The following is a 25652-nucleotide window of genomic DNA, read 5'->3' as shown; positions in this document are numbered from 1 at the left end:
AAAAGAATCCCGGTTCTTTCGCTAGCATCAAGGAATGACCCCCCGGGACGATCAGAAGGCCGGCATCGAGCTGAAGACCCTCGGGCACCGCATCCGGCACTACCGGCTGCAACAGGGCTTCACGCTCGACGAGCTCGGCGCCGCGGTCGGTGTGGCCGGCAGCCAGCTCAGCCTGATCGAGAACGGCAAGCGCGAGCCCAAGCTCTCGCTTCTGCAGTCGATCGCCGCGGCCACGCACGCGAGCGTCACGGACCTCATCTCGGGCGAGCCGCCGAACCGGCGCGCGGCGCTCGAGATCGAGCTCGAGCGGGTGCAGTCGAGCTCGGTGTTCCGCAGCCTCGGGATCGCGCCGATCAAGGTGACGAAGACGCTCTCGGACGAGACGATCGAGTCGGTCCTGGGCCTGCACCGCGAGCTGCAGCGCCGCGAGAGCGAGGCGATCGCGACCCCCGAGGAGGCCCGCCGCGCCAACACCGAGCTGCGCCTGCGGATGCGCAGCCTCGACAACTACCTGCCCGAGCTCGAGCAGCTGGCCGAGAAGCAGCTGCGCGCCGCCGGCCACACGCAGGGCGCGCTGACGCACCGCTCCGTGAGCATCATGGCCGAGCAGCTCGGCTTCTCCCTGATCTACGCGAACGATCTGCCGCCGTCGACCCGATCCATCACCGACCTCGAGAACGGCCGGATCTATCTCCCGCCCGCCTCGATCCCCGGCGGCCACGGCCTGCGCTCGATGGCGCTGCAGGCCATGGCCCACCGCCTGCTCGGGCACAAGCCGCCCACCTCGTACGCCGACTTCCTGCAGCAGCGGCTCGAGATCAACTACTACGCGGCGTGCTGCCTCATGCCGCAGAGCGGCTCCGTCGCGTTCCTGCAGCAGGCGAAGAGGGACCGCAACCTCGCGGTCGAGGACTTCCGCGACGCATTCGGCGTGACGCACGAGGCCGCCGCGATGCGCATGACCAACCTGATGACCCACCACATGGGCATGCCGCTGCACTTCCTGCGCGTGGGCGAGGCCGGGCAGATCGAGCGCGTGTACGAGAACGACGGCCTGCCGCTGCCCGAGGACGTGACCGGATCCGTGGAGGGCCAGATCGTGTGCCGGAAGTTCGCCGCGCGCGACGCGTTCGACCAGCAGAACCGCACGACCGAGCACTACCAGTACACGGACACCCCCACGGGCACGTTCTGGTGCTCGACGCAGACCGGCACGAGCGATCGCGGCGGATTCTCGATCACCGTGGGCGTGCGCTTCGACGACGCGAAGTGGTGGCGCGGCCGTGAGACGCAGAACCGCGAGATCTCCACCTGCCCCGACGAGAGCTGCTGCCGGCGCGCGCCCTCGGATCAGTCGGATCGCTGGAAGGGCCGCGCCTGGCCGAGCGCGCGCGTGCACACCCACATGTTCGCGCCGCTCCCCCGCGGCGCCTTCCCGGGCGTGGACGAGACCGCGGTCTACGAGTTCCTCGACCGCCACCAGGACGCGTAGCCCCCGCCTCCGGCTGCACAACGCAGGAGCGAATGTGACGGCCGAGGCTGGCGTCGGCGTGCCGCGGCGGAATCCGGATCCGCGTCCTGCGTCGTGCAGCCGGCGCGCGGAGCGCGCGAACAGACCGCGCGCTAGGCGATCGAGCGCTCCGCCGCCTCGACCACGTTGGTCATCAGCAGCGCGACGGTCATCGGGCCGACGCCGCCCGGGTTCGGCGACAGGAAGCCCGCGACGTCCGCGACATCCGGATGCACGTCGCCGTAGACCTTCGACCTGCCTGTCTCGGGATCCTGCTCCCGCGTCACGCCGACATCCAGCACGGCGGCTCCCGGCTTGACGTCCGCGGCCGTGATCAGGTGCTTCACGCCCGCGCCGGCGACGATCACGTCGGCCTGGCGCAGGTACGGCCCCATGTCCGGCGTGCCCGTGTGCACCTGCGTCACGGTGGCGTTGACGTCGCGGCGCGTGAGCAGCAGGCCCATCGGGCGACCGATCGTGACGCCACGGCCGACCACCACGACGTGCTTGCCCTTCAGGTCGTACCCGTTGCGCGTGAGCAGCTCGATCACTCCCCGGGGCGTGCACGGCAGCGGTGTCGCGATCGGCTCGTTGACGTTCAGCACGAGGCGGCCGAGATTCGTCGGGTGCAGGCCGTCGGCGTCCTTCGCGGGGTCGATGCGCTCGAGGATCGCGTCGGTGTCCAGATGCTTCGGCAGCGGCAGCTGCACGATGTAGCCGTGGCACGTCGGGTCGGCGTTGAGCGCGTCGATCAGCTCCTCGACCTGCTCCTGCGTCGCGTCGGCGGGCAGCTCCCGCTGGATCGAGTTCATCCCGATCGCCTCGGACTGCTTGTGCTTCATCCCGACGTACAGCTGCGACGCCGGGTCGGCGCCCACCAGCACCGTCGCGATGCCGGGCGTGACGCCCTTCTCCTTGAGCGCGGCGATCCGCTGCGCCAGTTCGTCCTTGATCGCCTTCGCGGTGGCGACCCCATCCAGCTTCTCTGCAGGCATGATCCGGAGCCTACCGATCAGAGGCCGGGGTACAGCGGGAAGGATTCCGCCAGGCGGGCCACCCGCTCACGCAGGGCCGGGATGTCCGCGCGCGGCTGCAGGGCGAGCGCGATCACATCGGCCACCTCGGTGAACTCCTCGTCGCCGAAGCCGCGCGTCGCGAGCGCGGGTGTGCCGATGCGCAGGCCCGACGTCGTCATGGGCGGGCGCGGGTCGTTCGGCACCGAGTTGCGGTTGACGGTGATGCGGATCTCGTGCAAGAGGTCCTCGGCCTGCTTGCCGTCGATCGCCGCGTCGCGCAGGTCGACGAGCACGAGGTGCACGTCGGTGCCGCCCGAGCGGATCGCGATGCCGGCGTCCGCCACATCCTGCCGGGAGAGGCGCTCGGCGAGGATCCGCGCGCCGCGCAGCGTGCGCTCCTGGCGGTCCCTGAACGCGTCGGTCGCGGCGAGCTTGAAGGCGGTCGCCTTGGCCGCGATCACGTGCATGAGCGGGCCGCCCTGCTGACCCGGGAACACCGCGGAGTTGATCTTCTTCGCGATCTCGGCGTCGTCGGACAGGATGAAGCCCGAGCGCGGGCCGCCGATCGTCTTGTGCACGGTCGACGACACGACGTGCGCGTGCGGCACGGGGTTCGGGTGCAGGCCCGCGGCCACGAGCCCCGCGAAGTGCGCCATATCGACCCACAGCAGCGCGCCGACCTCGTCGGCGATCGCGCGGAAGGCGGCGAAGTCGAGCTGTCGGGGGTAGGCGGACCAGCCGGCGATGATGACCTTCGGCTTGTGCTCGACGGCGAGGCGACGCACCTCGTCCATGTCGACGAGCGAGGTCTCGGCGTCCACGCCGTACGCGACGATGTCGTACAGGCGGCCCGAGAAGTTGATCTTCATGCCGTGCGTGAGGTGGCCGCCGTGGTCGAGCGACAGTCCCAGGATCGTGTCGCCGGGGCGCGCGATCGCGTGCAGCACGGCGGCGTTGGCCGAGGCGCCCGAGTGCGGCTGGACGTTCGCGAACTTCGCCCCGAACAGCGCCTTGGCGCGCTCGATCGCGAGCTCCTCCGCGACGTCGACCTCCTCGCAGCCGCCGTAGTAGCGGCGGCCCGGGTAGCCCTCGGCGTACTTGTTGGTGAGCACCGAGCCCTGGGACTCGAGCACCGAGACCGGCACGAAGTTCTCGGACGCGATCATCTCGAGGAACCCGCGCTGGCGGTCGAGCTCGCGCTGCAGCACCTGCGCGATCTCCGGATCGACCTCGGCGAGGGGGGCGTTGAACAGCGGATCGGTCATGGCGATCTCCAGACGACGTTCGGGATGGGTATCTCGCATCGGCCCAGGCGTGCGGTCGAATGCCGTCTCGGTCGCTTCCCGGTGGTGGCCCACCTCAACGCCAGTCGCGACACCGCGAGTCTACAGGGTGCCGCTCCGGGCGGCAGGGCGACGGAGCCCTGCGGCAGTCTGCACACCGCGTCCGTCCGCTGCCCGGGCACCGCTCGCGGGAGATGGTGCGTACCCCCACAATGGTGGTACCGAGATCGGACCCGACCGATCCGAGTCGATGCGAATCCCCTCGCGCCTCACCGCCGCTCCCCCGAAGCGAGACCCGACGTGTCCGAAGCCGCCGACGACCCGACCGCCACCGACGCCGATCTGGTGCTGCGCTCCCGCTCGGGCGACGCACGCGCGTACGGAGAGCTGTGGCGCCGCCATCATGCCGCCGGGATCGCCGTCGCCCGTTCGGTGACGTCGAGCATCGATCCGGATGACCTCGTGCAGGAGGCGTTCACGCGCATCTTCCAGGCGATCCGGCGAGGCGGCGGACCCACCGGCGCGTTCCGCGCATACCTGTTCACCGCGATCCGCAACACCGCGGCGTCGTGGGGACGCGGCCGCCGCGAGTCGGCGATCGACGAGCTCGACACGCTCGCGGATCCGGCCTCCACCGACGAGGCGCGGCTCGAGGAGCTGGACCGCGGCCTCACCCACCGGGCGTTCCGCAGCCTGCCGACCCGCTGGCAGGAGGTGCTCTGGTACACCGAGGTCGAGGGGCTCGGCCATGGCGAGGCCGCCTCCCGGCTCGGGATGAAGGCGGGCGCGGTCAAGCAGCTCGCGTTCCGCGCACGCGAGGGCCTGCGCGAGGCGTGGATCCAGGTGCATATCACCGCGCTCGGCGACGGATCGGAGTGCCGCTGGACGGTCGAGCACCTGGGCGCCCACGCCCGCGGCAACCTGGCCGGCCGCAATCGCGCGCGCATCGAGGCGCACCTCGAGGACTGCGGCCGCTGCGCGCTGCTGGCGACCGAGGCGCAGGAGGTCGGCAGCCGGCTCGCCCTCGCGCTGCTGCCGCTCGCGATCGGCGTCACGGCCACCGCGTCCTACCTCGCCTCGCTCGAGCGCGGCGGCGCCGCGGTCGTGGCGCTCGCGGCCATGCCGTCGGGCGCGGCGGCGGGCGGTGCCGCAGCGGGCGGCACGGCGGTGTCGGCGGGGACGTTCTCGCTGGGCGGCCTGGTCGGCACCGGCGTGACCTCCGCGGGACTGGCCGGAGCGCTGCTGGCTGTGACGATCGTGCCGACCACCGCGCCGGCCGATGCCGCCACGACGGCCGAGACCCCGGCGGCGGTCGCCGCGCCGGCGGATGCCCCGAGCGACGCGGATGTGCGGCCCGCTTCCCAGCCGTCCGCGGGTCCGGTGTCCTCGCCCGCGGATCCCGCGGCGATCCCGGCGCTCGGCGATCCGGCGCCGGGCACGCCGACCTCCGGCAGGGGCGGCGCGGCCGACTTGCCCGAGGGTGCACCGACCGCGGCTTCGAACGCACGCGTCTCCACCCCCGCCGCCGCTCGTGCGACGCCGCCCCCGGCGTCCGCCCCGGTCGCTCCGGCGGTCTCCGCGTCGGTCGACGACAAGGGCGCCGCCGGGCGCGTCGACGTCCCCGGCCTGGGCGAGGCCGAGGTGAAGGCGGGTGGCGGCGCGACCGTGAGCGTGAAGGCCCCGGGTGGCGCGCAGGCCGAGGTGACGGCCGGCAAGGGCGCTTCGGCTCGCGTGGAGGTGCCGAGCGTCGGCCGGGTGGATGTCACGGCGGGACGCGGCGACGCCGGACGCGATGCGGACGCCACGACGGACGAGGGCGCGGCCGGCGCGCTCGTCGAAGTCGAGGCCGAGGGGAAGGCCGGCGTGGAGCTCGGCCTGAAGGTCGGCGGGATCGGCCTGGGCGTCTCCGTAGGCGGCGGCCACGGTGTGCTGGACGGGCTCCTCGGCTGACCGCCTGCCGACCTGACGCCGGAGAGCGCAAGGGCCCCGGGAGCCCCTCCCCCGAGATGCTCCCGAGCCCCATGCGCGCTCTCGCCCATGAGACGCGGCGGGACCGGATCTATGACGCCGGTTCCGCCGGATTCCTCGATGACGCTCAGACAACTCGCTCACAGCGCAGAATCACCCGAAAGGCGGGTCTGTCAGTGGCGTCCTGACCTCGCGAACAGAGACAATGAGTGAGATGACCGTGCACCAGTTCCCCGACGCTCCCGAGGCGGCGCCCGACGCCGACCTCGTGCTGCGTTCGCGCTCGGGCGACACCGGGGCCTTCGGCGAGCTGTGGCGCCGCCACTACCGCTCCGGCGTGGTCGTCGCCCGGGCGGTCTCGAGCACGATCGATCCGGACGATCTGGTGCAGGAGGCCTACGTCCGCATCTTCCAGGCGATCCGCCGCGGCGGCGGACCGAGCGGATCGTTCCGCGCCTATCTGTTCACCGCGATCCGCAACACGGCTGCGGCGTGGGGACGCGCCTCGCGCGATACCGCGATCGACGAACTCGACACGCTCGCGGATCCCGAGACGACGGATGAGGCCGCGGACTCCGCGGTCGACCGCGACCTGACGCACACCGCGTTCCGCAGCCTGCCCACGCGCTGGCAGGAGGTGCTCTGGTACACGGAGATCGAGCAGCGGGGCCCCGCGCAGATCGCCCCACTGCTAGGGATGACGCCCGTCGCCGTGGCTCAGCTGTCGTCGCGCGCCCGCGAGGGCCTCCGCGAGGCATGGATCCAGGCCCACCTGAACGCGTCCGTCGAGGGCTCGGAGTGCCGCTGGGCGATCGAGCACCTCGGAGCGCACACGCGCGGCAACCTCGGTGCCCGCAACCAGAGCCGGCTCGACGCCCACCTCGCCGACTGCACCCGATGCACGACCGTCGCCGGCGAGGCGCAGGAGGTCGGGAGCCGGCTGGCGCTCGTGCTGCTTCCCGTCACGATCGGCGTCGCCGCGACCGCCTCGTACCTCGCCGCGCTGCAGCGCGACGACGTCGCGGCCGTCGCGCTGGCCGCCATGCCGTCGAGCGTCGTCGAGGGCGCCGTGGTCGCGGCCGGTGGCGCCACCGCGGGAGCAGCCGGCGGGAACGGCGGCGGATCGACCTCGCCCTGGACCGTGGGCGGCCTGATCGCCGCCGGCGTGGCCGCGCTGACGGTCGCGGGCATCGTGGTCGCGGCCTCCCTCGGGCTGTTCCCGGGCGGCGGATCGCCGCTCACCGCGCCCACCGCCGACGACGCGGCGCCTCCCTCCACCGAGGTGGAAGCCTCGCCCGAGCTGATCGACGGCACCCCGGCCCCGGACGGCACCCCGACGCCGGAGCCGACCGAGGACCCCGCTTCGCCCGAGTCCACGCCGCTGCCGCGCCCCTCGACGCCTGCGCCCCCGGCGCCCGAGACCTCGGCCCCCGCGCCGCCGCCGACCACGCCGCCCGCACCCGAGACGACCCCGCTGGCCTTGACCTCGGGCGCGCGCTCCGAGAGCGGCGACGTCGTGCTGGGCGTCACGGGGTCCCCGGATCGCGAGGTGCAGGCGTTCGCGGTGTCCGACGCCGCCTCCGGCGACGGCGGCTTCTCCGTCGGCGTGCCGCTCGCGGTCGCGGTCGCCTCGCAGGAGGCGCTGGCGCACACGACGCTCGACGCCGACGGCGCCGGCACGCTCGTGTTCGCGCTGACGCGGGACCAGGCGCTCGCCGACGTCACCATCGAGGTCTCGTACGTCGACGACAGCGAGGGCATCGCGACCCGTCGCCTGAGCGAGCTCTGGGACCTGCGTGCCCTGCTGCTCGCCGAGCCCACGCCGACGCCCACGGTCACGCCGACCGCGTCCCCCACCCCGACGCCGACGCCCACCCCGACGGTGTCCCCCACTCCGCCCGCGACCGAGCCGCCGGCCCCGGGATGCGACGGCGGCTGGTGGCCCTGGGCGCAGAGCGACTCCTGCCTCGTCGTGTCGGTCGAGGACGTCGAGAAGGACAGCTTGATCCTGGTCGCGACCAAGGTCCAGCCCTACCGCCTGGAGGACGACGGCACCGCCGTCTTCGCCATCGACCTCACGTGGACCGATCCGACGGATCGCGTCTCCGTCACGGCACCGGATGGAACGGTGCGCGATCTCGGCACGGTCGGCGAGCTTGCCAACGCGCGCTGATGGTCGCGGGAAGCTCCCGCGGCCCTGAACGCGGCACGGCCATCGCATCCGACGGCACGCCGCTGGCCTACTGGACGGCCGGCGAGGGCGATCCGGTCATCCTGATCGCCGGCCAGGCCGTCGAGCACGTGTCCTGGCGCATCGCCGCCGAGCTGCTGTACTCCCGGGTGGACGGCAGCGGGCGGCGCCTGATCGTGTTCGATCACCGCGGCACGGGCGCCAGCGACCTGGGTGCCGTCGACCGGTACGAGACCCGGATGTTCGCTCAGGACGTGGTGGCGATCCTGGATGCCGCCGGTGTCGACCGCGCCGACGTCGTCGGCCATTCGATGGGCGGGCGCGTCGCGCAGTGGCTCGCGATCGACGCGCCGGATCGCGTGCGCCGACTGGTGCTCGCATCCACATCCGCCGGCGATGCGCACGGCTCGGGCCGCACGCCCGCCGTGGAGGAGGCGCTGCGCTCGGGGGACCGCTCCCGCATCGCCGAGCTGTTCTTCACGAAGCACCCCGAGTGGTTCCTGCATCTGCTCGCGATCACCGGCGATCCCAACGCCCGCGGCCGGCACTTCCGTGCGAGCCGGCGTCACGACGCGCTCGACCAGCTGCACGCCGTCGCCGCCCCCACGCTCATCGTGCACGGCGCGGCCGACGCGATCGCACCGCTGGACCATGCGTGGCTGCTGCACGACCGCATCGATGACGCCGAGCTCGCCGTCATCCCGGACGGCCGGCACGGCATCCTGATCGAGGGCGGCCCCGCCGCGCGCATCGTCGGCCGCTTCCTGGACGGCGAGCCGGTCTAGCGCCGCCGCATCCCTCAGCGGCGGCGACCGGTGCCGAACATGCCGCGGATCACGCCGTTGAGCAGGGTCTGCGTCGTGCGCGATCCGAGCACCTTCTCGAGCGTGGACTTCTCCGCGCGCGACGACGTGCGCGTCCGTCCGCCGCCCGAGGTCTTCTTCACGAGCCGCTCGTACTCCTGCCGCGCCTTCTTCTCGGCCGCGGCATCCGCCTTCTCGATCTCGGCGCGCTGGCGCGCGAGCTCCGCGTCCGCCTCGGCCTGCCGCTGCGCCGCCTCGGCGGCGTTCATCTTCGCCGTCAGGATCTCGTACGACGACTCGCGATCGACGCGCTCGCCGTACCGCGGCAGCAGGGGGGACGCGGCGATCGCGGCGTCGATCTGCGCATCCGGCGTCGGCTGCATGAGGCCCTGCGGGGCCCGCACGCGGGTCCACGCGACGGGCGTCGGGGCGCCCTTCTCGCTCATCACCGTGACGATCGCCTCGCCCGTGCCGAGCTCCTGCAGCACGCGCTCGAGGTCGTAGCCCGACCGCGGGTAGGTGCCGACCGTGGCGCGCAGCGCCTTCGCGTCGTCCGGCGTGAACGCGCGCAGCTGGTGCTGCACGCGCGAGCCGAGCTGGGCGAGCACGTCCTCGTGCACGTCCTTGGGCGTCTGGGTGACGAAGAAGACGCCCACGCCCTTCGAGCGGATCAGCCGAACGGTCTGGGTGATCGCGGCCAGGAAGTCGCTCGACGCGCTGTTGAACAGCAGGTGCGCCTCGTCGAAGAAGAAGACGAGCTTCGGCTTGTCGGGGTCGCCGACCTCGGGCAGGATCTCGAACAGCTCGGCGAGCAGGTACATCAGGAACGTCGAGTACAGCTCGGGCCGGTTCGCGACGCCCGGCACCTCGAGCAGCGACACGATGCCGCGACCGTCGCCGGCGTGGCGGAGAAAGTCGGCCACGTCGAACTCGGGCTCGCCGAAGAAGACGTCGGCGCCGCCCTCGGCGAACGTGATGAGCTCGCGCAGGATGACCCCCGCGGTCGCGCTCGAGAGGCCGCCGAGCTCCTTGAGCTCGGGCTTGCCCTCGTCGCTCGTGAGGTACATCAGCACGGCGCGCAGATCCTCGAGGTCGACCAGCGGCAGGCCGTTCTTGTCGGCGTAGTGGAAGACGAGCCCGAGGCTCGACTCCTGCGTGTCGTTCAGGCCGAGCACCTTCGACAGCAGCAGCGGGCCGAAGCCCGTGACGGTCGCGCGCACCGGCACGCCCTTGCCGAGCCCGCCGAGCGCGAAGTACTCGACCGCCGCGGCGGCGGGCGTCCAGTCCTGGCCGATGCCGCGGGTGCGCGCGAGCAGCTTGTCGCTCGGCTCGCCGGGCGTCGCCATGCCCGACAGGTCGCCCTTGATGTCCGCCGCGAACACCGGCACGCCCTTGGCCGCGAGCTGCTCGGCGAGGCCCTGCAGCGTGCGCGTCTTGCCCGTGCCGGTCGCCCCTGCCACGAGGCCGTGGCGGTTCAGCATGCCCAGCGGGATCCGGATCTGCGCCTCCGCCACCGGATCGCCGTTCACGAGGGCGCCGAGGTCGAGTGTCTCCCCCTCGAACGCGTAGCCCGTCGCGATCGCGCGCACGGCATCCGCGTCCAGCGGCCCGGCCGACGCCGTGGTCGCAGGCTCGGCGGGCGGGGCGGGTGCCGGCGCCTCGGCGGCCGGCACCTGGGCATCGACCCCGGGCTCCGGATCGGCCGGGGCGGTCTGCGGGTCGGCGCCAGCAGCGCCCGCCGCCTCCTGGGCCGCGGCGGCCTGCGCCGCCGCCAGACGCGCCTTCGCCTCCGCCGCGCGGAGCGCCGCCTCCGCGGCCTCCGCCTCGGCCTGCAGGCGGGCGAGCTCGGCCTCGGCGGCCACGACGGCGGGGTCCTTCTCGGCGCTCATGGCTGTCAGCCTAGCGACGGCCATCCGCGCCGGTCAGGGCCGACGGCGCGGTCGCCGCACGCGCCCTTCGGCGCGCAGGCCGCGCGCGAACGCGACGGCGACCAGCAGCGCGACGCCCGCTCCGATGAGCGCCCCGCCGGCCGTGTCCGTGAGCCAGTGCGCCGAGAGGTAGGTGCGCGCGAACGCCATGAGCGCGATCCAGCACGCGGCGAGCGCGGCGACCCACGCGCGCGGCAGCACGATCCACAGCGCGAGCGTGAGCGTCGCGGCGTTCGCGACGTGCCCCGACGGGAAGGATCCGACGTCCACCGTCACGAGGATGTCCTCGGGGCGCGCACGGCCCAGCACGTGCTTCAGGATCTGCACGACGCCCGCGCTCGCGAGGGAGGCGACCACGACGTATCCGGCGGCCCAGGGTCGTCTCGCCGCGAGCAGGACCGCGACGAGGAACAGGGGCAGCCAGAGCGTGGCGATCCGCCCCCCGCCGACCGCGTCCATGAACAGCGACAGCTGCAGCGCGGGGCCGTCGGGCGTCGCCGAGAGCACGCCGTCCCACCACAGGTCGAACGCGGTCGGATCGGCGCCCGGGAGCAGCAGCGCGGCGCCGAGCGCAAGGCCCGCCGCGAGCAGGCCGATTCCCCACCACAGCCAGGTCCGGCGCTCGCGCCGCGCGTCCATCCGGGTCCGCCTCTCGAGTGCCGGCGTCGCGCGCCGATCGGAAGCCTCAGATCCTACGCGGTCATAGGGATCTCGGAGGTCGCGTACACGACTCCCTGCATGCTCGCGAATAGGATTGGGGCGTGTCCCCTCAGAAGCAGTCCGGCAATCCTGCGCGCCAGGCCCATATCGAGCAGACCGTCAAGCAGCAGCGCGAGGCGAAGCGGCAGGAGAAGCTCGCCGAGTACCAGCGCCAGCTGAAGAAGCGACAGCGCGGCAAGCTGCTCTGGTGGGTCCTCGGCGGCGTCGCGGTGCTCGCCGTGGCCGCGATCGTGATCGCGTCGATCGTATTCGCCCCCAAGACCTACACCGCGGGCAGCGAGGGCGCCGAGATCGAGGGCGTTCAGACGTTCGAGCTCGAGTCGGACCACGTCGAGGGCGTCGTGGAGTACGAGCAGACCCCGCCCGCCGGCGGACCGCACAACAGCGCGTGGCTGAGCTGCGGCATCTACGACCAGCCCCAGCAGAACGAGAACGCGGTGCACGCGCTCGAGCACGGCGCGGTATGGATCACGTACGACCCCGAGCAGATCACGGGCGGAGACCTCGACGCCCTGCGCGCCCTCGCGCCGCGCACGTACGCGCTCGTGTCGCCGTACCCGGGGATGGACACCCCGATCGCGGTGAGCGCCTGGGAGCACCAGCTCAAGGTCGACTCCGTGGACGACCCCCGCATCGCCCAGTTCATCGAGGAGTACTGGCAGGGCGGCACCGCGCCCGAGCTCGGCGCCTCGTGCACGGGCATCGAGGGCCCCGGCAAGCTCTGATCCGTGGCTGACGAGGAGCGTTCCGGACGCCCGCCGGCATGGGCGCTGGCCGCCCTCGCGGTGGTGCTCGTCGCCGGTCTCGCGTTCGCGGTCGGCCGCTTCTCCACGTTCGGGCAGGCGCCGTCCGGGCCGAACGCCGCCGACATCGGCTTCGCGCGCGACATGCAGATGCATCACGCGCAGGCCGTCGAGATGGCGATGATCCAGTACCGCGCGACGGACGACGACGAGCTCCGTCTCATCTCGTACGACATCGCCACGGCACAGTCGCAGCAGTCGGGCCAGATGTTCGACTGGATCGAGGACTGGGGTGTGCCGCAGCGCGGCTCGGATCCGATCATGCAGTGGATGTCCGCGGACGGCGGGCACGATCACGGCGGATCGGGCGCGGAGCCCGCGACCGAGGACGAGCTGCGCGCCGCGATGGGCATGGCCGGCGACGCGGATCTCGCCGCCCTGCGCACCGCGACCGGCACCGAGCGGGACTGCCTCTTCACCGATCTGATGATCCGCCACCACGCCGGCGCGCTCGAGATGGTCGACGCCGTCCAGCGTCTCGGCAGCGACCCCCGCGTCGCCCGCACCGCGGGCGGCATGGCGGAGTCGCAGCAGCGCGAGATCCAGGCCCTGGAGTCGGTGCAGACCCGCCTCGCCTGCGGCTGAGGACGGATCCCCAGCCGCGGGCGGCGGTTTCAGCCCTTCGCGGAGCCTGCCAGCAGGCCGCGCACGAAGTAGCGCTGCAGGAACAGGAACACCAGCAGCGGCACGATGATCGCGATGAACGCGCCGGCCGTCAGCAGGTGCCAGTCCTCGCCGCGCGATCCGGACATCTGCGCCAGCAGCTTCGTGATCGGCGCGACGTTGCCGTCCGCGAAGATCAGCGCGACGAGCAGGTCGTTCCAGACCCAGAGGAACTGGAAGATCGCGAACGATGCGATGGCCGGCATGCTCAGCGGCAGCACGATCCGGAAGAAGATCTGACCGTGCCCCGCCCCGTCCACGCGCGCCGCCTCGATCACCTCGCCCGGGATCTGCGAGATGAAGTTGTGCAGCAGGAAGATCGCCAGCGGCAGGCCGAAGATCGTGTGCGCGACCCAGACCTGCGCGTAGCCGGCCGATCCGAACGCCTGGATCACCGGGAACCCGAACAGCTCGCCGCGCGAGAACAGCTGCAGCAGCGGGATGAACGCCATCTGGATCGGCACGATCTGCAGCGCGAACACCAGCACGAACAGCAGGTTCCGACCGCGGAACTCGACCCAGGCGAAGCCGTACGCCGCCAGGGTCGCGATGATCAGCGGGATGATCGCCGCCGGCAGCGTGATCGCGAACGAGTTCACGAACGCGCCGAGCAACGTCAGGCCGCCGGTGCTCGTGCTGAGCGCCTCGATGTAGTTGTCGGCGGTCCAGCCCCAGTTCTGCAGGGCGGTCCACCACCCGGTCCGCTCGATCTGCGTGCGCGGCCGGAACGACGACACGAGCACGCCGAACGTCGGGATCGTCCAGATCGCGGCGATCACGAGGGCGGCGATCGTCGCCCACGGCGAGGTCAGCCGCCGCTTGGTGTCGCCGAGCACGGGCTTCTGTGACGGCCGGGCCGTCGTGACCGCCTGCGTCGACGCCACGATCTCCTCTGTGGCGGCCATCAGCGCACCTCCCTCTGAGCGCGCAGCTGTCTGGCGTTGTAGATGACCAGCGGCAGCACGAGGATGAACAGGATGACGGCGTACGCCGCCGAGCGCCCGGGCTCGAAGCTGCGGAACTGCTGGTACATCTCGTTCGCGATCACCGACGTGTCGTTCGCGCCCGCGGTCATGGTGCGGACGATGTCGAAGATCTTCATCGACGCGATCGCGATCGTCGTGAGGACCACGATGAGCGAGGGCCGGATGCCGGGCACCACGACGTTCATGAACCGCTCGTAGGCGTTCGCGCCGTCGAGCTCGGCGGCCTCCAGCTGCTCGTTCGGCACGCCCTTGATCGCGGCGGACAGCACGACCATCGCGAAGCCCGTGTAGATCCAGACGAACACGATGATCAGGAACAGCGTGTTCCACGGCTCCACCTGCAGGAACGGCACGGGGCTGCCCCCGAGCCAGACCAGGATCTGGTTCACGAAGCCGATCTGCTCGGCGTCGGCCGGGCGGGACGTGTACATGAAGCGCCAGATGATCGACGCGCCCACGAACGAGATCGCCATCGGCAGGAACACGAGGATCTTGTAGACCTTCTCACCCCGCGTCTTGTCGATGAAGTACGCGTACACGAGCCCGATCACGGTGGAGACGATCGGCGCGATCAGCACCCAGATGATCGTGTTCACGATCGTCCGGATGCCCTGCGGCTGCGTGAAGATCCAGACGAAGTTGTCGATGCCCACGAAGGTCGTGCCCCGGGAGTTCAGCATCGACTGGACGAACGTCTGGATCACGGGGAACACGAGTCCCACGAGCAGCAGGATCAGGGCCGGCGCCAGGAACCCGAACAGCTGGAACAGCGATCCGGCTCCGCCGCGCGAGCGCAGGTCGAGCCAGAAGAAGAGCGCGCCGAGCACGCCCGCGGCCGCGATCGCCCACGAGTACGACTGCAGGAGCCACATCACCAGCAGCGGCAGGAGAACGCACGCGGCGAGCCGGATGAGCGTGTACATCCGGCCCGCGCGCGGCGCGATCTCGATGAAGAACAGCAGGACGGCGACCGCGGCGACGAACACCCCGATGATGATCGGGATCTCGAGCCACGGCGACAGCGTGCTCAGCCATTCGAGGAAGGACGCCATGGTCGGCTGCTACTCGGCCGGCCAGCCGGATTCGATCTGCTCGAGCACCTGCGGCGTCGGCGTGCCGTTCACCCAGTCGCGCATGCCCTGCCAGAAGGAGCCCGCGCCGACGACCGACGGCATCAGGTCGGAGCCGTCGAAGCGGAACGTGGTCTCCTCGTTCTGCAGGATCCCGATGGCCTCCTGCAGGATGGCGCTCTGCGCGTTCTCCGGGTCGAGGCCCTTGTTGGCGCTGATCACGCCGCCGAGCGAGACGCGGGAGTTCGCCCACTCGGGGCTGGAGAGGTACTCCTGCACCTTGACCACGGCCTCGTCGTCGCTGAACGCGCCGACGATCTCGCCGCCGCCGGTGACGACCTCGCCCTCGGCGCTCGCGTCGTACGGCGGCAGCATGAACGCCCAGACGTCGCCGTCCTCGGCGACCTCGCCGCCGGCCTCCACGATGAAGCCGTCCAGGAACGAGGCCTGGTGGGTCAGCAGGCAGTCGCCTTCGACCAGCGCCGTCGCGACGTCGCCGAAGGGCACCGTGCCGATCGAGGCGACATCGCCGAAGCCGGCGTTGACGTACTCGGGGTCGAGCAGGATCTTCGCGGTCTCGTCGAACGCGCTCTGGATCTGCGGATCGGTGAACGGCACCTCGTTCGCGACCCACTGGTCGTACACGTCCGGGCCGGCCTGGCGCAGGACGAGGTCCTCGATCCAGTCGGTGCCGGGCCATCCGGTGGCCGCGTCGGATCCGAAGCCCGCGCACCACGGGGCCGCGCCGGTCTTGTCGCGCATCTCCTGCGTGAGGTCGAGCAGTCCCTGCCAGTCGGTCGGGATCTCCCAGCCGTTCTCCTCGAACACGCTCGGCTGGTACCAGATCCAGCCCTTCACGCTCGCCATGAGGGGCGCGCCGTAGATCTTGCCGTCGAAGCTGGCGTAGCCCTCCCAGTCCTCGGCCCAGTTGTCGCGGAGGTTGCTCACGACGCCCTCGGGGGCCTCGAGCAGGTAGCCGCGGCTCGCCATGTCGGCCAGCAGGCCCGGCTGGGGGAAGATCGCGAGGTCCGGCGGGTTGCCGCCCTGCGCGCGCACCGCGATCTGCGCCTCGAACTCCTGCGAGCCCTCGTATACGATGTCGATGTCGTTCTCCTCCTCCCAGTCCGCCCAGGACTGCTCGAGGAGCTCCGCCTCCGCGTCGATGATCGTGCCGTACACGGTGACCTGGGATCCGCCTTCGCCGCCGCCCCCGCCTTCGCCGCCACCCGTCACACCGGGACCGCCCGTGCAGCCCGCGAGCGCGAGCACGGTGATCCCCAGCCCGGTGGTCGAGAGGATGAGCCTCTTACGCAGTGCAGTCGACATCGTCTGCTCCAGTCTGTCGTCGCGCGATCGGGCCGCGCGTCCTTCCCCCGCCTTCGGAGGTCTTGTGCCGCTGACACTAGTAGGCCCCGTGGCGGCGGACAACGATCCGCCCGTCACGGGAGTGTCACGACCCGGATCGCGCCGCGCGCGCCCGAGACGACGAAAGCCCCGGGAGATCCCGGGGCTTTCGTGCCGATCCGAACGGACCGGCGAATCCAACAGCGTTGGATGGTCGCATCCGCTGGAGCGGATGCTCATGGATTACTTGAGGGTCACCGTGGCGCCGGCGGCCTCGAGGGCCTCCTTGGCCTTCTCGGCGGTCTCCTTGTTCGCGCCCTCGAGCACGGCCTTCGGGGCACCGTCGACGACGGCCTTGGCCTCGCCGAGGCCCAGCGAGGTGAGCTCGCGGACGGTCTTGATGACCTGGATCTTCTTGTCGCCGGCGGCCTCGAGGATGACGTCGAACGAGTCCTTCTCCTCGACCTCCTCGGCGGCCGCGCCACCGCCGGCACCGGCGACGGCGACGGGAGCGGCAGCGGTGACCTCGAACTTCTCCTCGAACGCCTTCACGAACTCGCTGAGCTCGATGAGGGTCAGTTCGGAGAACTGCTCGAGCAGCTCCTCGGTGGTGAGCTTCGCCATGATGTATCTCCTAGATAGATATGTGGTTTGTGGGATGAAACGCCGGCTGCTTACGCGGCCTGGGCGGTCTCGAGCTTCTCGCGAAGAGCATCGATGGTGGCCGCGGCCTTGCCCATCGTGGCCTTCATCATGCCCGCAGCCTTCGCCAGCAGAACCTCACGGCTCTCGAGCGAGGCGTACGTGTTGACCTCGTCGGCGGAGAGGGCCTTGCCCTCGAACACTCCGCCCTTGATCACGAGAAGCGGGTTCGCCTTGGCGAAGTCACGCAGCGCCTTCGCGGTGGTGACGAAGTCACCGTGCACGAACGCGATGGCCGACGGGCCCTTGAGGTCGTCGTCCAGCGAGTCGAAGCCCGCGGCCTTGGCGGCGATCTTCGTCAGCGTGTTCTTCACCACGGCGTACTCCGCGTCCTGACGGATGTTGTTGCGCAGCTGCTTGAGCTGGGCAACCGTCAGACCGCGGTACTCGGTCAGCAGGACGGCGTTCGAGCTCTCGAAAGACTTCGTGAGCTCGTTGACCGATGCATCCTTCTGCGCCATGGTCACTCCTTGGTGTGTACGAGATGCCCCACGGCGGTGAGGCACCGACCGAGCCCACCCACACAAAGCAAAACGCTCCGGCGCAAGCGCACGGAGCGTGGATCCAGATCGGATTTCGTTCGTGACACCTGCGCGGGCCCCTGCTGAGCAGTGCTTCGATCGTCCTGCGCAAGCGCGTGACGATGACCGGCGGTCTTCGGCTTCGACAAGCTTAGCACGGCCCGCGGCGGTCCCCGACCGGCTGCGCGCTCAGTCGGAGAGCGCGAGGGCGCGGAACATGTCGCGCTCGCGCAGGCGGTCGCGGTTCGACGCGGGAGCCGGCGGCGCGACCTCGACGACCTTGCCGGTCGTGCGCTGATAGAGCTCGTCGATGAGGCGCGTGGCGAGGCGCACCAGCTGGGCGATCTCCCGGTCGTCGCGCTCGATCCACGTCGACTTGGGCTCGTCGTGCATCGGCTGGAAGTCGCGGTGCTCCTCCCAGACGAACAGCGTGCGCTCGGCGCCGAGCACGTGCTGCTGCCACCACACCTGGCGCAGGTAGCTGCGCGGGATGGAGCGCCACGTCTTGTTCGTGGTCTTGATCTCGGCGAGCGAGACGCGGCCGTGCGCGTCGACGCCGATGCCGTCGGGAGTGGCGAGGTGGCGCTTCTCGACGACCGCATGGAACAGCGCGCTGGAGGGCTGGATGCCGTGCGTCGCGGCGACCCACGCGGCGATCTCGGGCTCCCGGCGCCGGCCGTGATCCGTGTAGGCGTTGCCCGAGAAGCGCGACCCCATGAGCTTCTGGTCCGCGGCTCGCGCGATCGACCGGTCGCTCGCGGTCAGCGATGCGACGTCCGTCGCCGTGATGCCCCGGGCGCGAGCCCGCAGCCACGCGACCCGGTCGCGGGAGTCCGCGAGGATCCGGGTCTGCAGTTCGGGGGTCACCCATCGACCCTAACTCCGGTCGCCGACGCCGCCCGTCCGCAACGCCGCGCGCGGGGACCCGGGCGCCGCGCGCATCTGTTGCACCGCCGAAACACCCGCGAGACATTCACCCGATTGACTCGAGCCACGAACGGTCGCGCGGTCTGCGCGGGGCCGCCCGAGACGCCGAGAAGGGGACGACCGATGAGATTCCGGCCGGCACGCACCACCGCCCCGAGGCCGGCGACGCTCCATGAGCCGCTCGCCGAGCCGCCCACGCACATGCGCGCCGTCGTGTTCGACGCCCCCGGAGATCCGTCCGTGCTGAGGATCGACACGGTCCCGGTGCCGACGCCCGTCATGGACGAGGTGCTCGTGCGGGTCGTCGCAGCGGGGGTGAACGCGGTCGACGCCCGCACGCGTGCGGGTGCCGGGGTGACGCCCGCGATCGGCGCCTACCCGGCGGTGCCGGGGTTCGACTTCTCGGGCGTCGTGGTCGCCGCGCCGTACGAGGCCCATCCGCTCCCGCCCGGCACCGCGGTCTACGGCATGACGGCCGTCCCGCGCACGCCGGGCAGCTATGCGGAGTACGTGGTGGCGTCGTCCCGCTCGCTCGCCGCGAAGCCGCTCTCGCTCTCGCACGCCGAGGCGGCCGCCGTGCCGCTGGCGGCGCTCACGGCGTGGCAGCTCGTGGTCGAGACCGCGCGAGCGCACGAGGGCCAGCGGATCCTCATCCACGCGGGCTCGGGGGGGGTCGGCCACTTCGCGGTGCAGTTCGCGACCTACTTCGGCGCGCACGTGACGGCCACCACCTCGACCGAGAACGGCACCTGGCTGCGCGATCTGGGCGCGCACGTGGTGGTCGACTACACCACCACCCGCTTCGAGGACGTGGTGAGCGACGTCGACGTCGTGATCGACCTCGTCGGCTCCACGACCGGACCGCGCTCGCTCAGCGTGCTGCGCCCGGGAGGGCTGGTCATCGTGGTGCCGCCAGGAAGCTGGCCGGAGTACGCCGAGGCGGCCGCGTCGGCCGGGGCGCGCGCGACCTCGTTCACGGTGACACCCGACGGCGCCGCGCTCGCCACGATCGGCCGCCTGCTCGACTCGGGGGCGATCCAGGTCTACGTCGAGCGGGTCTTCGACCTCGACGAGGCGGCCGCCGCGCACCGCCAGCTCGAGGCGGGCCACACGCGCGGCAAGCTCGTGCTGCGCGTCACCGACGGCTGATCAGTCGTGGTCGAGCGCCGCGCGGGCGGCCGTCACGACGGCCTCGCGGATGTCGGCGAGGAGAGGCGAGCGCAGGTTCCACTGCTGCCAGTACAGCGGGACTGAGATGCTGGGGCCGTCGATCCGGATCAGCCGACCCGCCTCGAGCGACGCCTGGGACTGCATGGGCGGCAGCAGCCCCCAGCCGAACCCGAGCCGCACGGCGGTCGCGAAGTCCTCGGACGCCGGCACGTAGTGGCGCGGCGGACGCGAGGGGTCCACGCCGCGCGCGACGAGCCACTCGGTCTGCAGGTCGTCGCTGCGGTCGTAGTCGACCACCGGAGCGGCGGACAGCGCGTCGAGCGTCGACCCGGCCGGGAACCAGCGCTCCACGAACTCGGGGGACGCGACCGGGTGGTAGACCGTGGCGCCGAGCGGCGTGACCGCGCATCCGGCGATCGGGTCCTGCTGCGACGTCACGGCGGCCGTCACGGTGCCCGCCTCGAGCAGCGCGGCCGTGTGGTCCTGGTCGTCCCGATGCAGCTCGAGCGAGACGTCGTGCACGCGGAGCACCGGCTGCAGCGCGGGCAGGAACCAGGTGGCGAGCGAATCGGAGTTCACCGCGATGGGCACGTGCATGCGCCCCGGTCCCTCGAGGCCGAGCTCGACGCCCGCGTCGTGGCCCAGCAGGGCGTACTGGCGCGCGAGCCGCACCACCACGGCGCCGGCCTCCGTGGCGCGGGCGGGCTTCGCGCGGACGACGAGCACGCGCCCGAGCTGGCCCTCGAGCGCGCGGAGGCGCTGGCTCACGGCCGAGGGGGTGATGCGCAGGCGCCGCGCGGCGCCGTCCAGGCTGCCCTCGTCGACGATCGCGGCGACCGTCGCGGCGAGATCCGGAGCGATCCACATGAATGAAGCCGTCCTTAATCGAGCGAAGAATCATGAACCTCGCTTTTGATCTTCGCACGCCCGCTCCTACCGTCGGAATGTGCTCACCGCGTTCCTGGCCGGCCTCGGCCTCTGCCTCTCCCTGATCATCGCCCCCGGCGCCCAGAACGTCTTCCTCCTCCGGATGGGCGTGAAGCGCCAGCACGTCGTCGCGCTCGCGGTGACGTGCCTGGTGAGCGACGTGATCCTGATCGCCACCGGCGTCGCGGGTTTCGGGGCGGTCGTGCGTCACCTGCCGTGGATCTTCGAGCTCGTGCGCTGGGGTGGCGTGGCGTTCCTCGCGGCGTACGGGCTCGCAGCGGCGTGGCGGGCGCTGCGCCCGCAGGAGCAGTCGATCGTGGTGGACGAGCCCGCTGCCGCTCCGGCCGCGCCGGTCTCATCCGGCACGGGCGGCGTCGCGACGCTCGTCCGGGCGACGCAGACCGCGCCCGCGCGCACCCTCGCGCCGGCGATCCTGTCGTGCCTGGCGATCACGTGGCTGAATCCGCACGCGTACCTCGACACCGTCTTCCTCGTGGGCTCGGTGTCGGCGGGCTACGGCGATCTGCGCTGGATCTTCGGGGCCGGCGCGGTGGCCGGCAGCGCGATCTGGTTCTCGCTGATGACGGTCGCGGCGCGCTTCGCCGCGCGCTGGCTGCGCTCGCCGCGCGCGTGGCGGATCCTGGACGGCTTCATCGCCGTCGCGATGCTCGCCCTGGCCGCGGGTCTCGCAGTGGCCTGATCGCGGTCGCGGGTCCACGATGGACCCATGCCTCGCTGAGCGACCGGAGGGAGACGCGGTGAAGCATGTCCACGTGATGGTCCGCGGTCGGGTGCAGGGCGTCGGGTACCGGTTCCAGACGCGCACGCAGGCCCGCCGCCTCGGCGTGACGGGCTGGGTGCGCAACCGCCGGGACGGATCCGTCGAGGCGGTGGCGGAGGGAGAGCCGGACGCGGTCGACGCACTTCTCGCCTGGATGGCGGAGGGCCCGCCCGGTGCCAGGGTCGAGGCGGTCGACGCCGCGCCCGCGGAACCGACGGGCGCCGACGGCTTCGAGATCCGTCGGACGGCCTGATCCCGGCTACGCAGAAGGGGCCCCGCCTGACGGCGGAGCCCCTTCTGCGACGCGTGCGTTACGCGATGACGTTGACGTCCAGCGGGATGCCGGGGCCGAACGTGGTCGACACGGCGCCCTTCTGGATGTAACGGCCCTTCGAGCTGGACGGCTTCAGGCGCACGATCTCGTCGAGAGCCGCGGCGATGTTCTCGTCGAGCTGCTCGGCCGAGAACGAGGCCTTGCCGACGATGAAGTGCACGTTGGCGTGCTTGTCGACGCGGAACTCGATCTTGCCGCCCTTGATCTCCTCCACGGCCTTGGCCGGGTTGGGGGTCACGGTGCCGGTCTTAGGGTTCGGCATCAGGCCGCGGGGGCCGAGCACCTTGCCCAGACGACCGACCTGGCCCATGAGCTCCGGCACGGCGACGGCCGCGTCGAAGTCGGTCCAGCCGGCGGCGACCTTCTCGATCAGCTCGGCGCCGCCGACCTCGTCAGCGCCGGCCGCGATGGCGGCCTCGGCCGCGGGGCCGTTGGCGAAGACGATGACGCGGGCGGTCTTGCCCGTGCCGTGCGGCAGCATGACGGTGCCGCGCACCATCTGGTCCGCCTTGCGCGGGTCGACCGAGAGCTTCAGCGCGACCTCGACGGTCGAGTCGAACTTCTTCGAACCCGTCTCCTTCGCGAGGGCGACGGCCTCGGTGGGCGTGTAGAACCTGCCGGCCTCGAGCTTCTCGACGGCGGCGGCGTAAGCCTTGGACTTGGTAGCCATGTTGGTGATCCCCCTCAGTCCTCGACCGTGATGCCCATGGAGCGGGCGGTGCCGGCGATGATCTTCGAGGCGGCCTCGATGTCGTTCGCGTTCAGGTCGGGCTGCTTCGTCTTGGCGATCTCGATGACCTGCTCCTTGGTGAGCTTGCCGACCTTGACCGTGTGCGGCGTGGCCGAGCCCTTGGGCAGGCCGGCCGCCTTCTTGATGAGCTCCGCGGCAGGCGGGGTCTTCAGAACGAACGTGAAGCTGCGGTCCTCGTAGACGGTGATCTCCACGGGGATGACGTTGCCGCGCTGCGACTCGGTCGCGGCGTTGTACGCCTTGCAGAACTCCATGATGTTGACGCCGTGCTGACCCAGGGCGGGGCCGATCGGCGGCGCCGGGTTGGCTGCACCGGCGTTGATCTGAAGCTTGATCAGGCCGGTCACCTTCTTCTTCGGTGCCATTTCCTCTTCCTCTCGTCGAGCGGATGCCGGTTGCATCCGCTCTCCCGCTCGCCCGGACATCCCGAGCCGCGGTGCTGCGCTCGCGCGTGACGGCACACACGAGCAACCTCCCCATACTACGCGAGGATCGGGGCGGATGTCGACACGCCGCGGCTCGCTGGGCGTGCCCCGGTCGACCTGAGCACGGGGGCATCGGTCGTGGTCGCCTCAGCTCCCCCGAGCGAGGAGGTCTGCGGCAATGGTGAGCCGCACCTTCTCTTCGATATCAGCGATCACGACCGCCCCCGGGTGATGACCCCCTGCGCCCGACGCACCCGCACTCGCGCGCGCCACCTGATGCGCGCGACATCTCCCGCCAGGATCGCAGCAGTCTGTACCCGCCCCGCAGCTGCTTCGAGAGCAGCTGCCCACAGCAGATCACAATCTTGGACAGCTGGCAAGGATTTTCTGGATGGGTGTCCAGAAACGGGATCCCGCGCCGCGCGTCCGGGCGTATGATCGGGCGCAACAAGGGCGAGGAGTCAGCATGAGCACCGTCACCGAACGTGCCCAGAAGGCGAAGGTCGACAAGTTCGCGGCCCGTCGCAGCGAGCTCGCCGACGCCGCCCTCTCCGCGATCGCCGACGGCGGCTTCGCCCGCACAGGACTGCGCGACATCGCCGCCCGAGTGGGGCTGTCGCACGGCGTGCTGCACTACTACTTCCGGGACAAGGACGACCTGATCGCGCACGCGGTGTGGCAGTACAAGTCGGAGTGCGCCCGCCGGTACGACCCGGTCGTGGCGACCGCGACGACCGCCTCCGAGCTCGCCGATGGATTCGCGGCCGAGATGGCCTCGACGCTGCAGGACGACGCCGACATGCATCGACTCTGGTACGACCTGCGCACGCAGGCGATGTACGAGGAGGGCTTCCGCGACACGATCGTGGCCATCGACGCGCTGCTGACCGACATGGTGTGGACCGTCCTGCGCCGCTACGCCGATCTCGCCGGGCGCGAGATCGCGATCGAGCGCGACGAGGCGTATGCGCTCGTCGACGGGGCGTTCCTCAACGCCCTGATCGCCTTCCTGCGTGGTGACCTCGACTCGCCAGCGCGACTGCAGGGCACCGCGGCCCGGCTGCTCGCCGCGGTCCTGCGCTGACCGGCGGCCGCCGGCACCACGCGCCGGACGCGACGACGCCCCGCGACCGCAGTCGCAGGGCGTCGTGACAGAGCCTCGTCGCCGAGGCTCAGACCATCTTGGTGACCTGGTCGAACGACAGCTCGACCGGGGTCTCGCGCTCGAAGAGCGAGACGAGGACGGTGAGCTTGCCGCTCTCCGGCTTGATCTCGCTGATCGTGCCGGGGAGACCCGCGAACGAGCCCTCCTTGATCGTGATCGTCTCGCCCGTCTCGAAGTCGACCTCGGCGGGGATGACACGGGCCTGCGTGGCCTGGCCCTTGGGGGCGCCGCCCTTCGCCTGGGCCTGCGCCTCCTTGATCTCGACGAGGGGCTTCAGCATGTTGAAGGCCTCCTCGAAGCGCAGCGGCGTCGGGTTGTGGGCGTTGCCCACGAAGCCGGTGACGCCCGGGGTGTGGCGCACGACCGACCAGGTGTCCTCGTTCAGCTCCATGCGCACCAGCACGTAGCCGGGGATGCGCACGCGCGTGACCATCTTGCGCTGGCCGTTCTTGATCTCGACGACGTCCTCCATGGGGACCTCGACCTGGTAGATGTCGTCCTCGACCTCGAGCGTCGACTTGCGCTGCTCGATGTTGGCCTTCACCTTGCGCTCGAAGCCGGCGTACGAGTGGATCACATACCACTTGCCCTCGAGCGAGCGCAGCTCCTGGCGGAACGTCTCGTAGGGGTCCTCGTCGCCCTCGGCGGCGTCCGCGTCCACGGCGTCGTCGTCGCCGTTCACGTCGGGCCCGTCGTAGGGGGTGACCTCCTCGGCCTCGGCGGCCTCGCGCTCGGCGGCCTCCTCCTGGGTCGAGTCGCTCAGGACCTCGGCCGCGGCCTCGACCTCGTCGGTCTCGTCGATGTGCAGGGCGTCGTTCACGATCGCGTCAGCCTCCGGGTCGTCGATCTCGATGTCTTCGTCGTCGTTCGTGTCTTCCTCGTCGACGTCGTCCGATCCGTCGAGGTGCATCGCGAGGTGTTCGGCGGAGTCGCTGGCGTGGGAGTTGGAGTACAGGACGTTGCCCTCCTGGGCCTCGTCCTCCTCGCTCGACTGCTCGGCTGCCGGCGCCCAGTCGGCGTCGTCGACGTGCTTTTCAGACACTGGCGTTCATCTCTTCCGTTCAGCGGCGGATGAGCGGTGTGCTCATCCGCGTGCTCCCCTGTCGGTCCGACAGAACGAGCGGTGCGTCAGCAGATCAGGCAGGGACTCCGAAGACGACCGTCGTGACCCACGAGAAGAGATAGTCGAGGCCGTAGACCAGAGCCATCATGACCACGACGAAGCCCAGCACGACCGCGGTGAACTTCAGCAGCTCCGAACGGGTCGGCGTGACGACCTTGCGGAGCTCGGCGATGACCTGGCGGAAGAAGATCACGATCCGCGCGAAGAAGCCGGGCTTCTTCTCGCCACTCGTGCCTGCCGCGACGATGTCGCCGCTCGCTGCGTCCTGGACCATTGACTGCCTTTCGTGAGTCAGCTGACGCTGACGCGCAGGGCGGACAGGAATCGAACCTGCAACCTGCGGTTTTGGAGACCGCTGCTCTGCCAATTGAGCTACCGCCCTAGAGATCCGAGCGGACCCCTGGGTCATCTGATTCCCACCGATCCGGATCCCGGGCACGGCGAAAGAATGCAGACGACAACTGCATGGACAAGCATACGGCATGGCCCGAAGGCCCGCGAACCGGGGCCCGCCCCGCGCGTGGCGGGCCGGGTTCGGCCG

25 protein-coding genes, 1 tRNA gene and 1 riboswitch are annotated in these 25652 nt (G+C 71.2%); of the genes, 10 read left to right on the top strand and 16 right to left on the bottom strand.

Annotated elements, in window-relative coordinates; genetic code table 11:
* Positions 1-34: 34 nt before the first annotated feature.
* Complete coding sequence (locus tag AAD528_RS08145; RefSeq protein ID WP_345751572.1) at positions 35-1492, top strand: helix-turn-helix domain-containing protein; 1458 nt, start codon at positions 35-37, stop codon at positions 1490-1492.
* 131 nt (positions 1493-1623) lie between these two features.
* On the opposite strand, the gene AAD528_RS08140 is transcribed toward AAD528_RS08145, so the two are convergent.
* Positions 1624-2505, bottom strand: a complete 882-nt coding sequence (locus AAD528_RS08140; RefSeq protein WP_345751571.1) for a bifunctional methylenetetrahydrofolate dehydrogenase/methenyltetrahydrofolate cyclohydrolase — start codon at positions 2503-2505, stop codon at positions 1624-1626.
* A 17-nt stretch (positions 2506-2522) separates the two neighbouring features.
* On the bottom strand, positions 2523-3791 hold the full coding sequence (glyA, locus tag AAD528_RS08135; protein ID WP_345751570.1) for a serine hydroxymethyltransferase: 1269 nt from the start codon (positions 3789-3791) through the stop codon (positions 2523-2525).
* Positions 3792-3825: 34 nt separating this feature from the next.
* Positions 3826-3909: riboswitch (ZMP/ZTP riboswitch) on the bottom strand.
* Positions 3910-4109: 200 nt separating this feature from the next.
* Between glyA and AAD528_RS08130 the strand changes: the two genes are divergently transcribed.
* The 3 genes from AAD528_RS08130 (at position 4110) to AAD528_RS08120 (ending at position 8753) form a co-directional block, all read left to right on the top strand.
* On the top strand, positions 4110-5759 hold the full coding sequence (locus AAD528_RS08130) for a sigma-70 family RNA polymerase sigma factor (protein WP_345751569.1): 1650 nt from the start codon (positions 4110-4112) through the stop codon (positions 5757-5759).
* A gap of 232 nt (positions 5760-5991) precedes the next feature.
* Positions 5992-7950 (top strand): sigma-70 family RNA polymerase sigma factor, encoded by a 1959-nt coding sequence (locus AAD528_RS08125; protein WP_345751568.1) that lies wholly within the window; start codon positions 5992-5994, stop codon positions 7948-7950.
* Complete coding sequence (locus AAD528_RS08120) at positions 7950-8753, top strand: alpha/beta fold hydrolase (RefSeq protein ID WP_345751567.1); 804 nt, start codon at positions 7950-7952, stop codon at positions 8751-8753. The genes AAD528_RS08125 and AAD528_RS08120 overlap by 1 nt, the downstream gene beginning before the upstream one ends.
* A gap of 14 nt (positions 8754-8767) precedes the next feature.
* Here the strand turns inward: AAD528_RS08120 and AAD528_RS08115 are convergent, their stop codons facing one another.
* Both AAD528_RS08115 and AAD528_RS08110 read right to left on the bottom strand, forming a co-directional pair.
* Positions 8768-10660: a helicase HerA-like domain-containing protein gene (locus tag AAD528_RS08115; protein WP_345751566.1), complete on the bottom strand. Its 1893-nt coding sequence runs from the start codon at positions 10658-10660 to the stop codon at positions 8768-8770.
* A gap of 33 nt (positions 10661-10693) precedes the next feature.
* On the bottom strand, positions 10694-11338 hold the full coding sequence (locus AAD528_RS08110) for a phosphatase PAP2 family protein (RefSeq protein ID WP_345751565.1): 645 nt from the start codon (positions 11336-11338) through the stop codon (positions 10694-10696).
* 122 nt (positions 11339-11460) lie between these two features.
* On the opposite strand from AAD528_RS08110, the gene AAD528_RS08105 reads away from it, so the two are divergent.
* Positions 11461-12144, top strand: coding sequence for a thioredoxin-like domain-containing protein (locus AAD528_RS08105; protein ID WP_345751564.1), 684 nt, complete (start codon positions 11461-11463; stop codon positions 12142-12144).
* 3 nt (positions 12145-12147) lie between these two features.
* Entirely contained in the window at positions 12148-12807 is a 660-nt protein-coding gene (locus AAD528_RS08100; RefSeq protein WP_345751563.1) for a DUF305 domain-containing protein, read from the top strand.
* Between the two features lie 29 nt (positions 12808-12836).
* On the opposite strand, the gene AAD528_RS08095 is transcribed toward AAD528_RS08100, so the two are convergent.
* From AAD528_RS08095 to AAD528_RS08070, 6 genes are all read right to left on the bottom strand, one after another.
* Positions 12837-13790: a carbohydrate ABC transporter permease gene (locus tag AAD528_RS08095; RefSeq protein ID WP_345751562.1), complete on the bottom strand. Its 954-nt coding sequence runs from the start codon at positions 13788-13790 to the stop codon at positions 12837-12839.
* Positions 13790-14923 (bottom strand): carbohydrate ABC transporter permease, encoded by a 1134-nt coding sequence (locus AAD528_RS08090; protein WP_345751561.1) that lies wholly within the window; start codon positions 14921-14923, stop codon positions 13790-13792. Before AAD528_RS08090 ends, AAD528_RS08095 begins: the two co-directional genes overlap by 1 nt.
* A gap of 9 nt (positions 14924-14932) precedes the next feature.
* Positions 14933-16267 (bottom strand): ABC transporter substrate-binding protein, encoded by a 1335-nt coding sequence (locus tag AAD528_RS08085; protein ID WP_345751560.1) that lies wholly within the window; start codon positions 16265-16267, stop codon positions 14933-14935.
* A 261-nt stretch (positions 16268-16528) separates the two neighbouring features.
* Positions 16529-16909 (bottom strand): 50S ribosomal protein L7/L12, encoded by a 381-nt coding sequence (gene rplL, locus AAD528_RS08080; protein WP_344001073.1) that lies wholly within the window; start codon positions 16907-16909, stop codon positions 16529-16531.
* A 50-nt stretch (positions 16910-16959) separates the two neighbouring features.
* Complete coding sequence (rplJ, locus tag AAD528_RS08075) at positions 16960-17448, bottom strand: 50S ribosomal protein L10 (RefSeq protein ID WP_345751559.1); 489 nt, start codon at positions 17446-17448, stop codon at positions 16960-16962.
* 249 nt (positions 17449-17697) lie between these two features.
* Entirely contained in the window at positions 17698-18375 is a 678-nt protein-coding gene (locus tag AAD528_RS08070; RefSeq protein WP_345751558.1) for a YqaJ viral recombinase family protein, read from the bottom strand.
* 183 nt (positions 18376-18558) lie between these two features.
* On the opposite strand from AAD528_RS08070, the gene AAD528_RS08065 reads away from it, so the two are divergent.
* A complete protein-coding gene (locus AAD528_RS08065; RefSeq protein WP_345751557.1) occupies positions 18559-19584 on the top strand; it encodes an NADP-dependent oxidoreductase in 1026 nt (341 codons plus the stop codon).
* On the opposite strand, the gene AAD528_RS08060 is transcribed toward AAD528_RS08065, so the two are convergent.
* Positions 19585-20472, bottom strand: a complete 888-nt coding sequence (locus tag AAD528_RS08060) for a LysR family transcriptional regulator ArgP (RefSeq protein ID WP_345751556.1) — start codon at positions 20470-20472, stop codon at positions 19585-19587.
* A 79-nt stretch (positions 20473-20551) separates the two neighbouring features.
* Between AAD528_RS08060 and AAD528_RS08055 the strand changes: the two genes are divergently transcribed.
* Positions 20552-21232, top strand: a complete 681-nt coding sequence (locus AAD528_RS08055; RefSeq protein WP_345751555.1) for a LysE/ArgO family amino acid transporter — start codon at positions 20552-20554, stop codon at positions 21230-21232.
* A 58-nt stretch (positions 21233-21290) separates the two neighbouring features.
* Positions 21291-21566 carry an acylphosphatase gene (yccX, locus tag AAD528_RS08050; protein ID WP_345751554.1) on the top strand — a complete coding sequence of 92 codons (276 nt, stop codon included), beginning with the start codon at positions 21291-21293 and terminating at the stop codon, positions 21564-21566.
* 58 nt (positions 21567-21624) lie between these two features.
* On the opposite strand, the gene rplA is transcribed toward yccX, so the two are convergent.
* Positions 21625-22317, bottom strand: coding sequence for a 50S ribosomal protein L1 (rplA, locus tag AAD528_RS08045; RefSeq protein ID WP_345751553.1), 693 nt, complete (start codon positions 22315-22317; stop codon positions 21625-21627).
* Positions 22318-22331: 14 nt separating this feature from the next.
* Complete coding sequence (gene rplK / locus AAD528_RS08040) at positions 22332-22763, bottom strand: 50S ribosomal protein L11 (RefSeq protein ID WP_345751552.1); 432 nt, start codon at positions 22761-22763, stop codon at positions 22332-22334.
* Positions 22764-23289: 526 nt separating this feature from the next.
* On the opposite strand from rplK, the gene AAD528_RS08035 reads away from it, so the two are divergent.
* Complete coding sequence (locus AAD528_RS08035; protein WP_345751551.1) at positions 23290-23907, top strand: TetR/AcrR family transcriptional regulator; 618 nt, start codon at positions 23290-23292, stop codon at positions 23905-23907.
* Between the two features lie 88 nt (positions 23908-23995).
* Here AAD528_RS08035 and nusG read toward each other — a convergent pair whose 3' ends face one another.
* The 3 genes from nusG to AAD528_RS08020 form a co-directional block, all read right to left on the bottom strand.
* Positions 23996-25030, bottom strand: coding sequence for a transcription termination/antitermination protein NusG (gene nusG / locus AAD528_RS08030; protein ID WP_345751550.1), 1035 nt, complete (start codon positions 25028-25030; stop codon positions 23996-23998).
* Positions 25031-25124: 94 nt separating this feature from the next.
* Positions 25125-25385: a preprotein translocase subunit SecE gene (gene secE / locus AAD528_RS08025; RefSeq protein WP_345751549.1), complete on the bottom strand. Its 261-nt coding sequence runs from the start codon at positions 25383-25385 to the stop codon at positions 25125-25127.
* A gap of 35 nt (positions 25386-25420) precedes the next feature.
* Positions 25421-25493, bottom strand: a tRNA-Trp gene (locus AAD528_RS08020).
* Between the last annotated feature and the right edge of the window lie 159 nt (positions 25494-25652).

This window comes from Microbacterium rhizophilum (assembly GCF_039605615.1).
GTDB classification, from domain to species: domain Bacteria; phylum Actinomycetota; class Actinomycetes; order Actinomycetales; family Microbacteriaceae; genus Microbacterium; species Microbacterium rhizophilus.
The sequence above is the reverse complement of the archived record's forward strand: the minus strand, read 5'-3'. Positions and strand labels throughout refer to the sequence as shown.

Excerpts from the sequence above, each read along its gene's own strand:
- AAD528_RS08145 (WP_345751572.1), top strand. The coding sequence starts at position 35 with ATGACCCCCCGGGACGATCAGAAGGCCGGCATCGAGCTGAAGACCCTC.
- AAD528_RS08140 (WP_345751571.1), bottom strand. The coding sequence starts at position 2,505 with ATGCCTGCAGAGAAGCTGGATGGGGTCGCCACCGCGAAGGCGATCAAG.
- glyA (WP_345751570.1), bottom strand. The coding sequence starts at position 3,791 with ATGACCGATCCGCTGTTCAACGCCCCCCTCGCCGAGGTCGATCCGGAG.
- AAD528_RS08125 (WP_345751568.1), top strand. The coding sequence starts at position 5,992 with ATGACCGTGCACCAGTTCCCCGACGCTCCCGAGGCGGCGCCCGACGCC.
- AAD528_RS08120 (WP_345751567.1), top strand. The coding sequence starts at position 7,950 with ATGGTCGCGGGAAGCTCCCGCGGCCCTGAACGCGGCACGGCCATCGCA.
- AAD528_RS08115 (WP_345751566.1), bottom strand. The coding sequence starts at position 10,660 with ATGAGCGCCGAGAAGGACCCCGCCGTCGTGGCCGCCGAGGCCGAGCTC.
- AAD528_RS08110 (WP_345751565.1), bottom strand. The coding sequence starts at position 11,338 with ATGGACGCGCGGCGCGAGCGCCGGACCTGGCTGTGGTGGGGAATCGGC.
- AAD528_RS08095 (WP_345751562.1), bottom strand. The coding sequence starts at position 13,790 with ATGGCCGCCACAGAGGAGATCGTGGCGTCGACGCAGGCGGTCACGACG.
- AAD528_RS08090 (WP_345751561.1), bottom strand. The coding sequence starts at position 14,923 with ATGGCGTCCTTCCTCGAATGGCTGAGCACGCTGTCGCCGTGGCTCGAG.
- AAD528_RS08085 (WP_345751560.1), bottom strand. The coding sequence starts at position 16,267 with ATGTCGACTGCACTGCGTAAGAGGCTCATCCTCTCGACCACCGGGCTG.
- rplL (WP_344001073.1), bottom strand. The coding sequence starts at position 16,909 with ATGGCGAAGCTCACCACCGAGGAGCTGCTCGAGCAGTTCTCCGAACTG.
- rplJ (WP_345751559.1), bottom strand. The coding sequence starts at position 17,448 with ATGGCGCAGAAGGATGCATCGGTCAACGAGCTCACGAAGTCTTTCGAG.
- AAD528_RS08065 (WP_345751557.1), top strand. The coding sequence starts at position 18,559 with ATGAGATTCCGGCCGGCACGCACCACCGCCCCGAGGCCGGCGACGCTC.
- AAD528_RS08060 (WP_345751556.1), bottom strand. The coding sequence starts at position 20,472 with ATGTGGATCGCTCCGGATCTCGCCGCGACGGTCGCCGCGATCGTCGAC.
- rplA (WP_345751553.1), bottom strand. The coding sequence starts at position 22,317 with ATGGCTACCAAGTCCAAGGCTTACGCCGCCGCCGTCGAGAAGCTCGAG.
- rplK (WP_345751552.1), bottom strand. The coding sequence starts at position 22,763 with ATGGCACCGAAGAAGAAGGTGACCGGCCTGATCAAGCTTCAGATCAAC.
- AAD528_RS08035 (WP_345751551.1), top strand. The coding sequence starts at position 23,290 with ATGAGCACCGTCACCGAACGTGCCCAGAAGGCGAAGGTCGACAAGTTC.
- secE (WP_345751549.1), bottom strand. The coding sequence starts at position 25,385 with ATGGTCCAGGACGCAGCGAGCGGCGACATCGTCGCGGCAGGCACGAGT.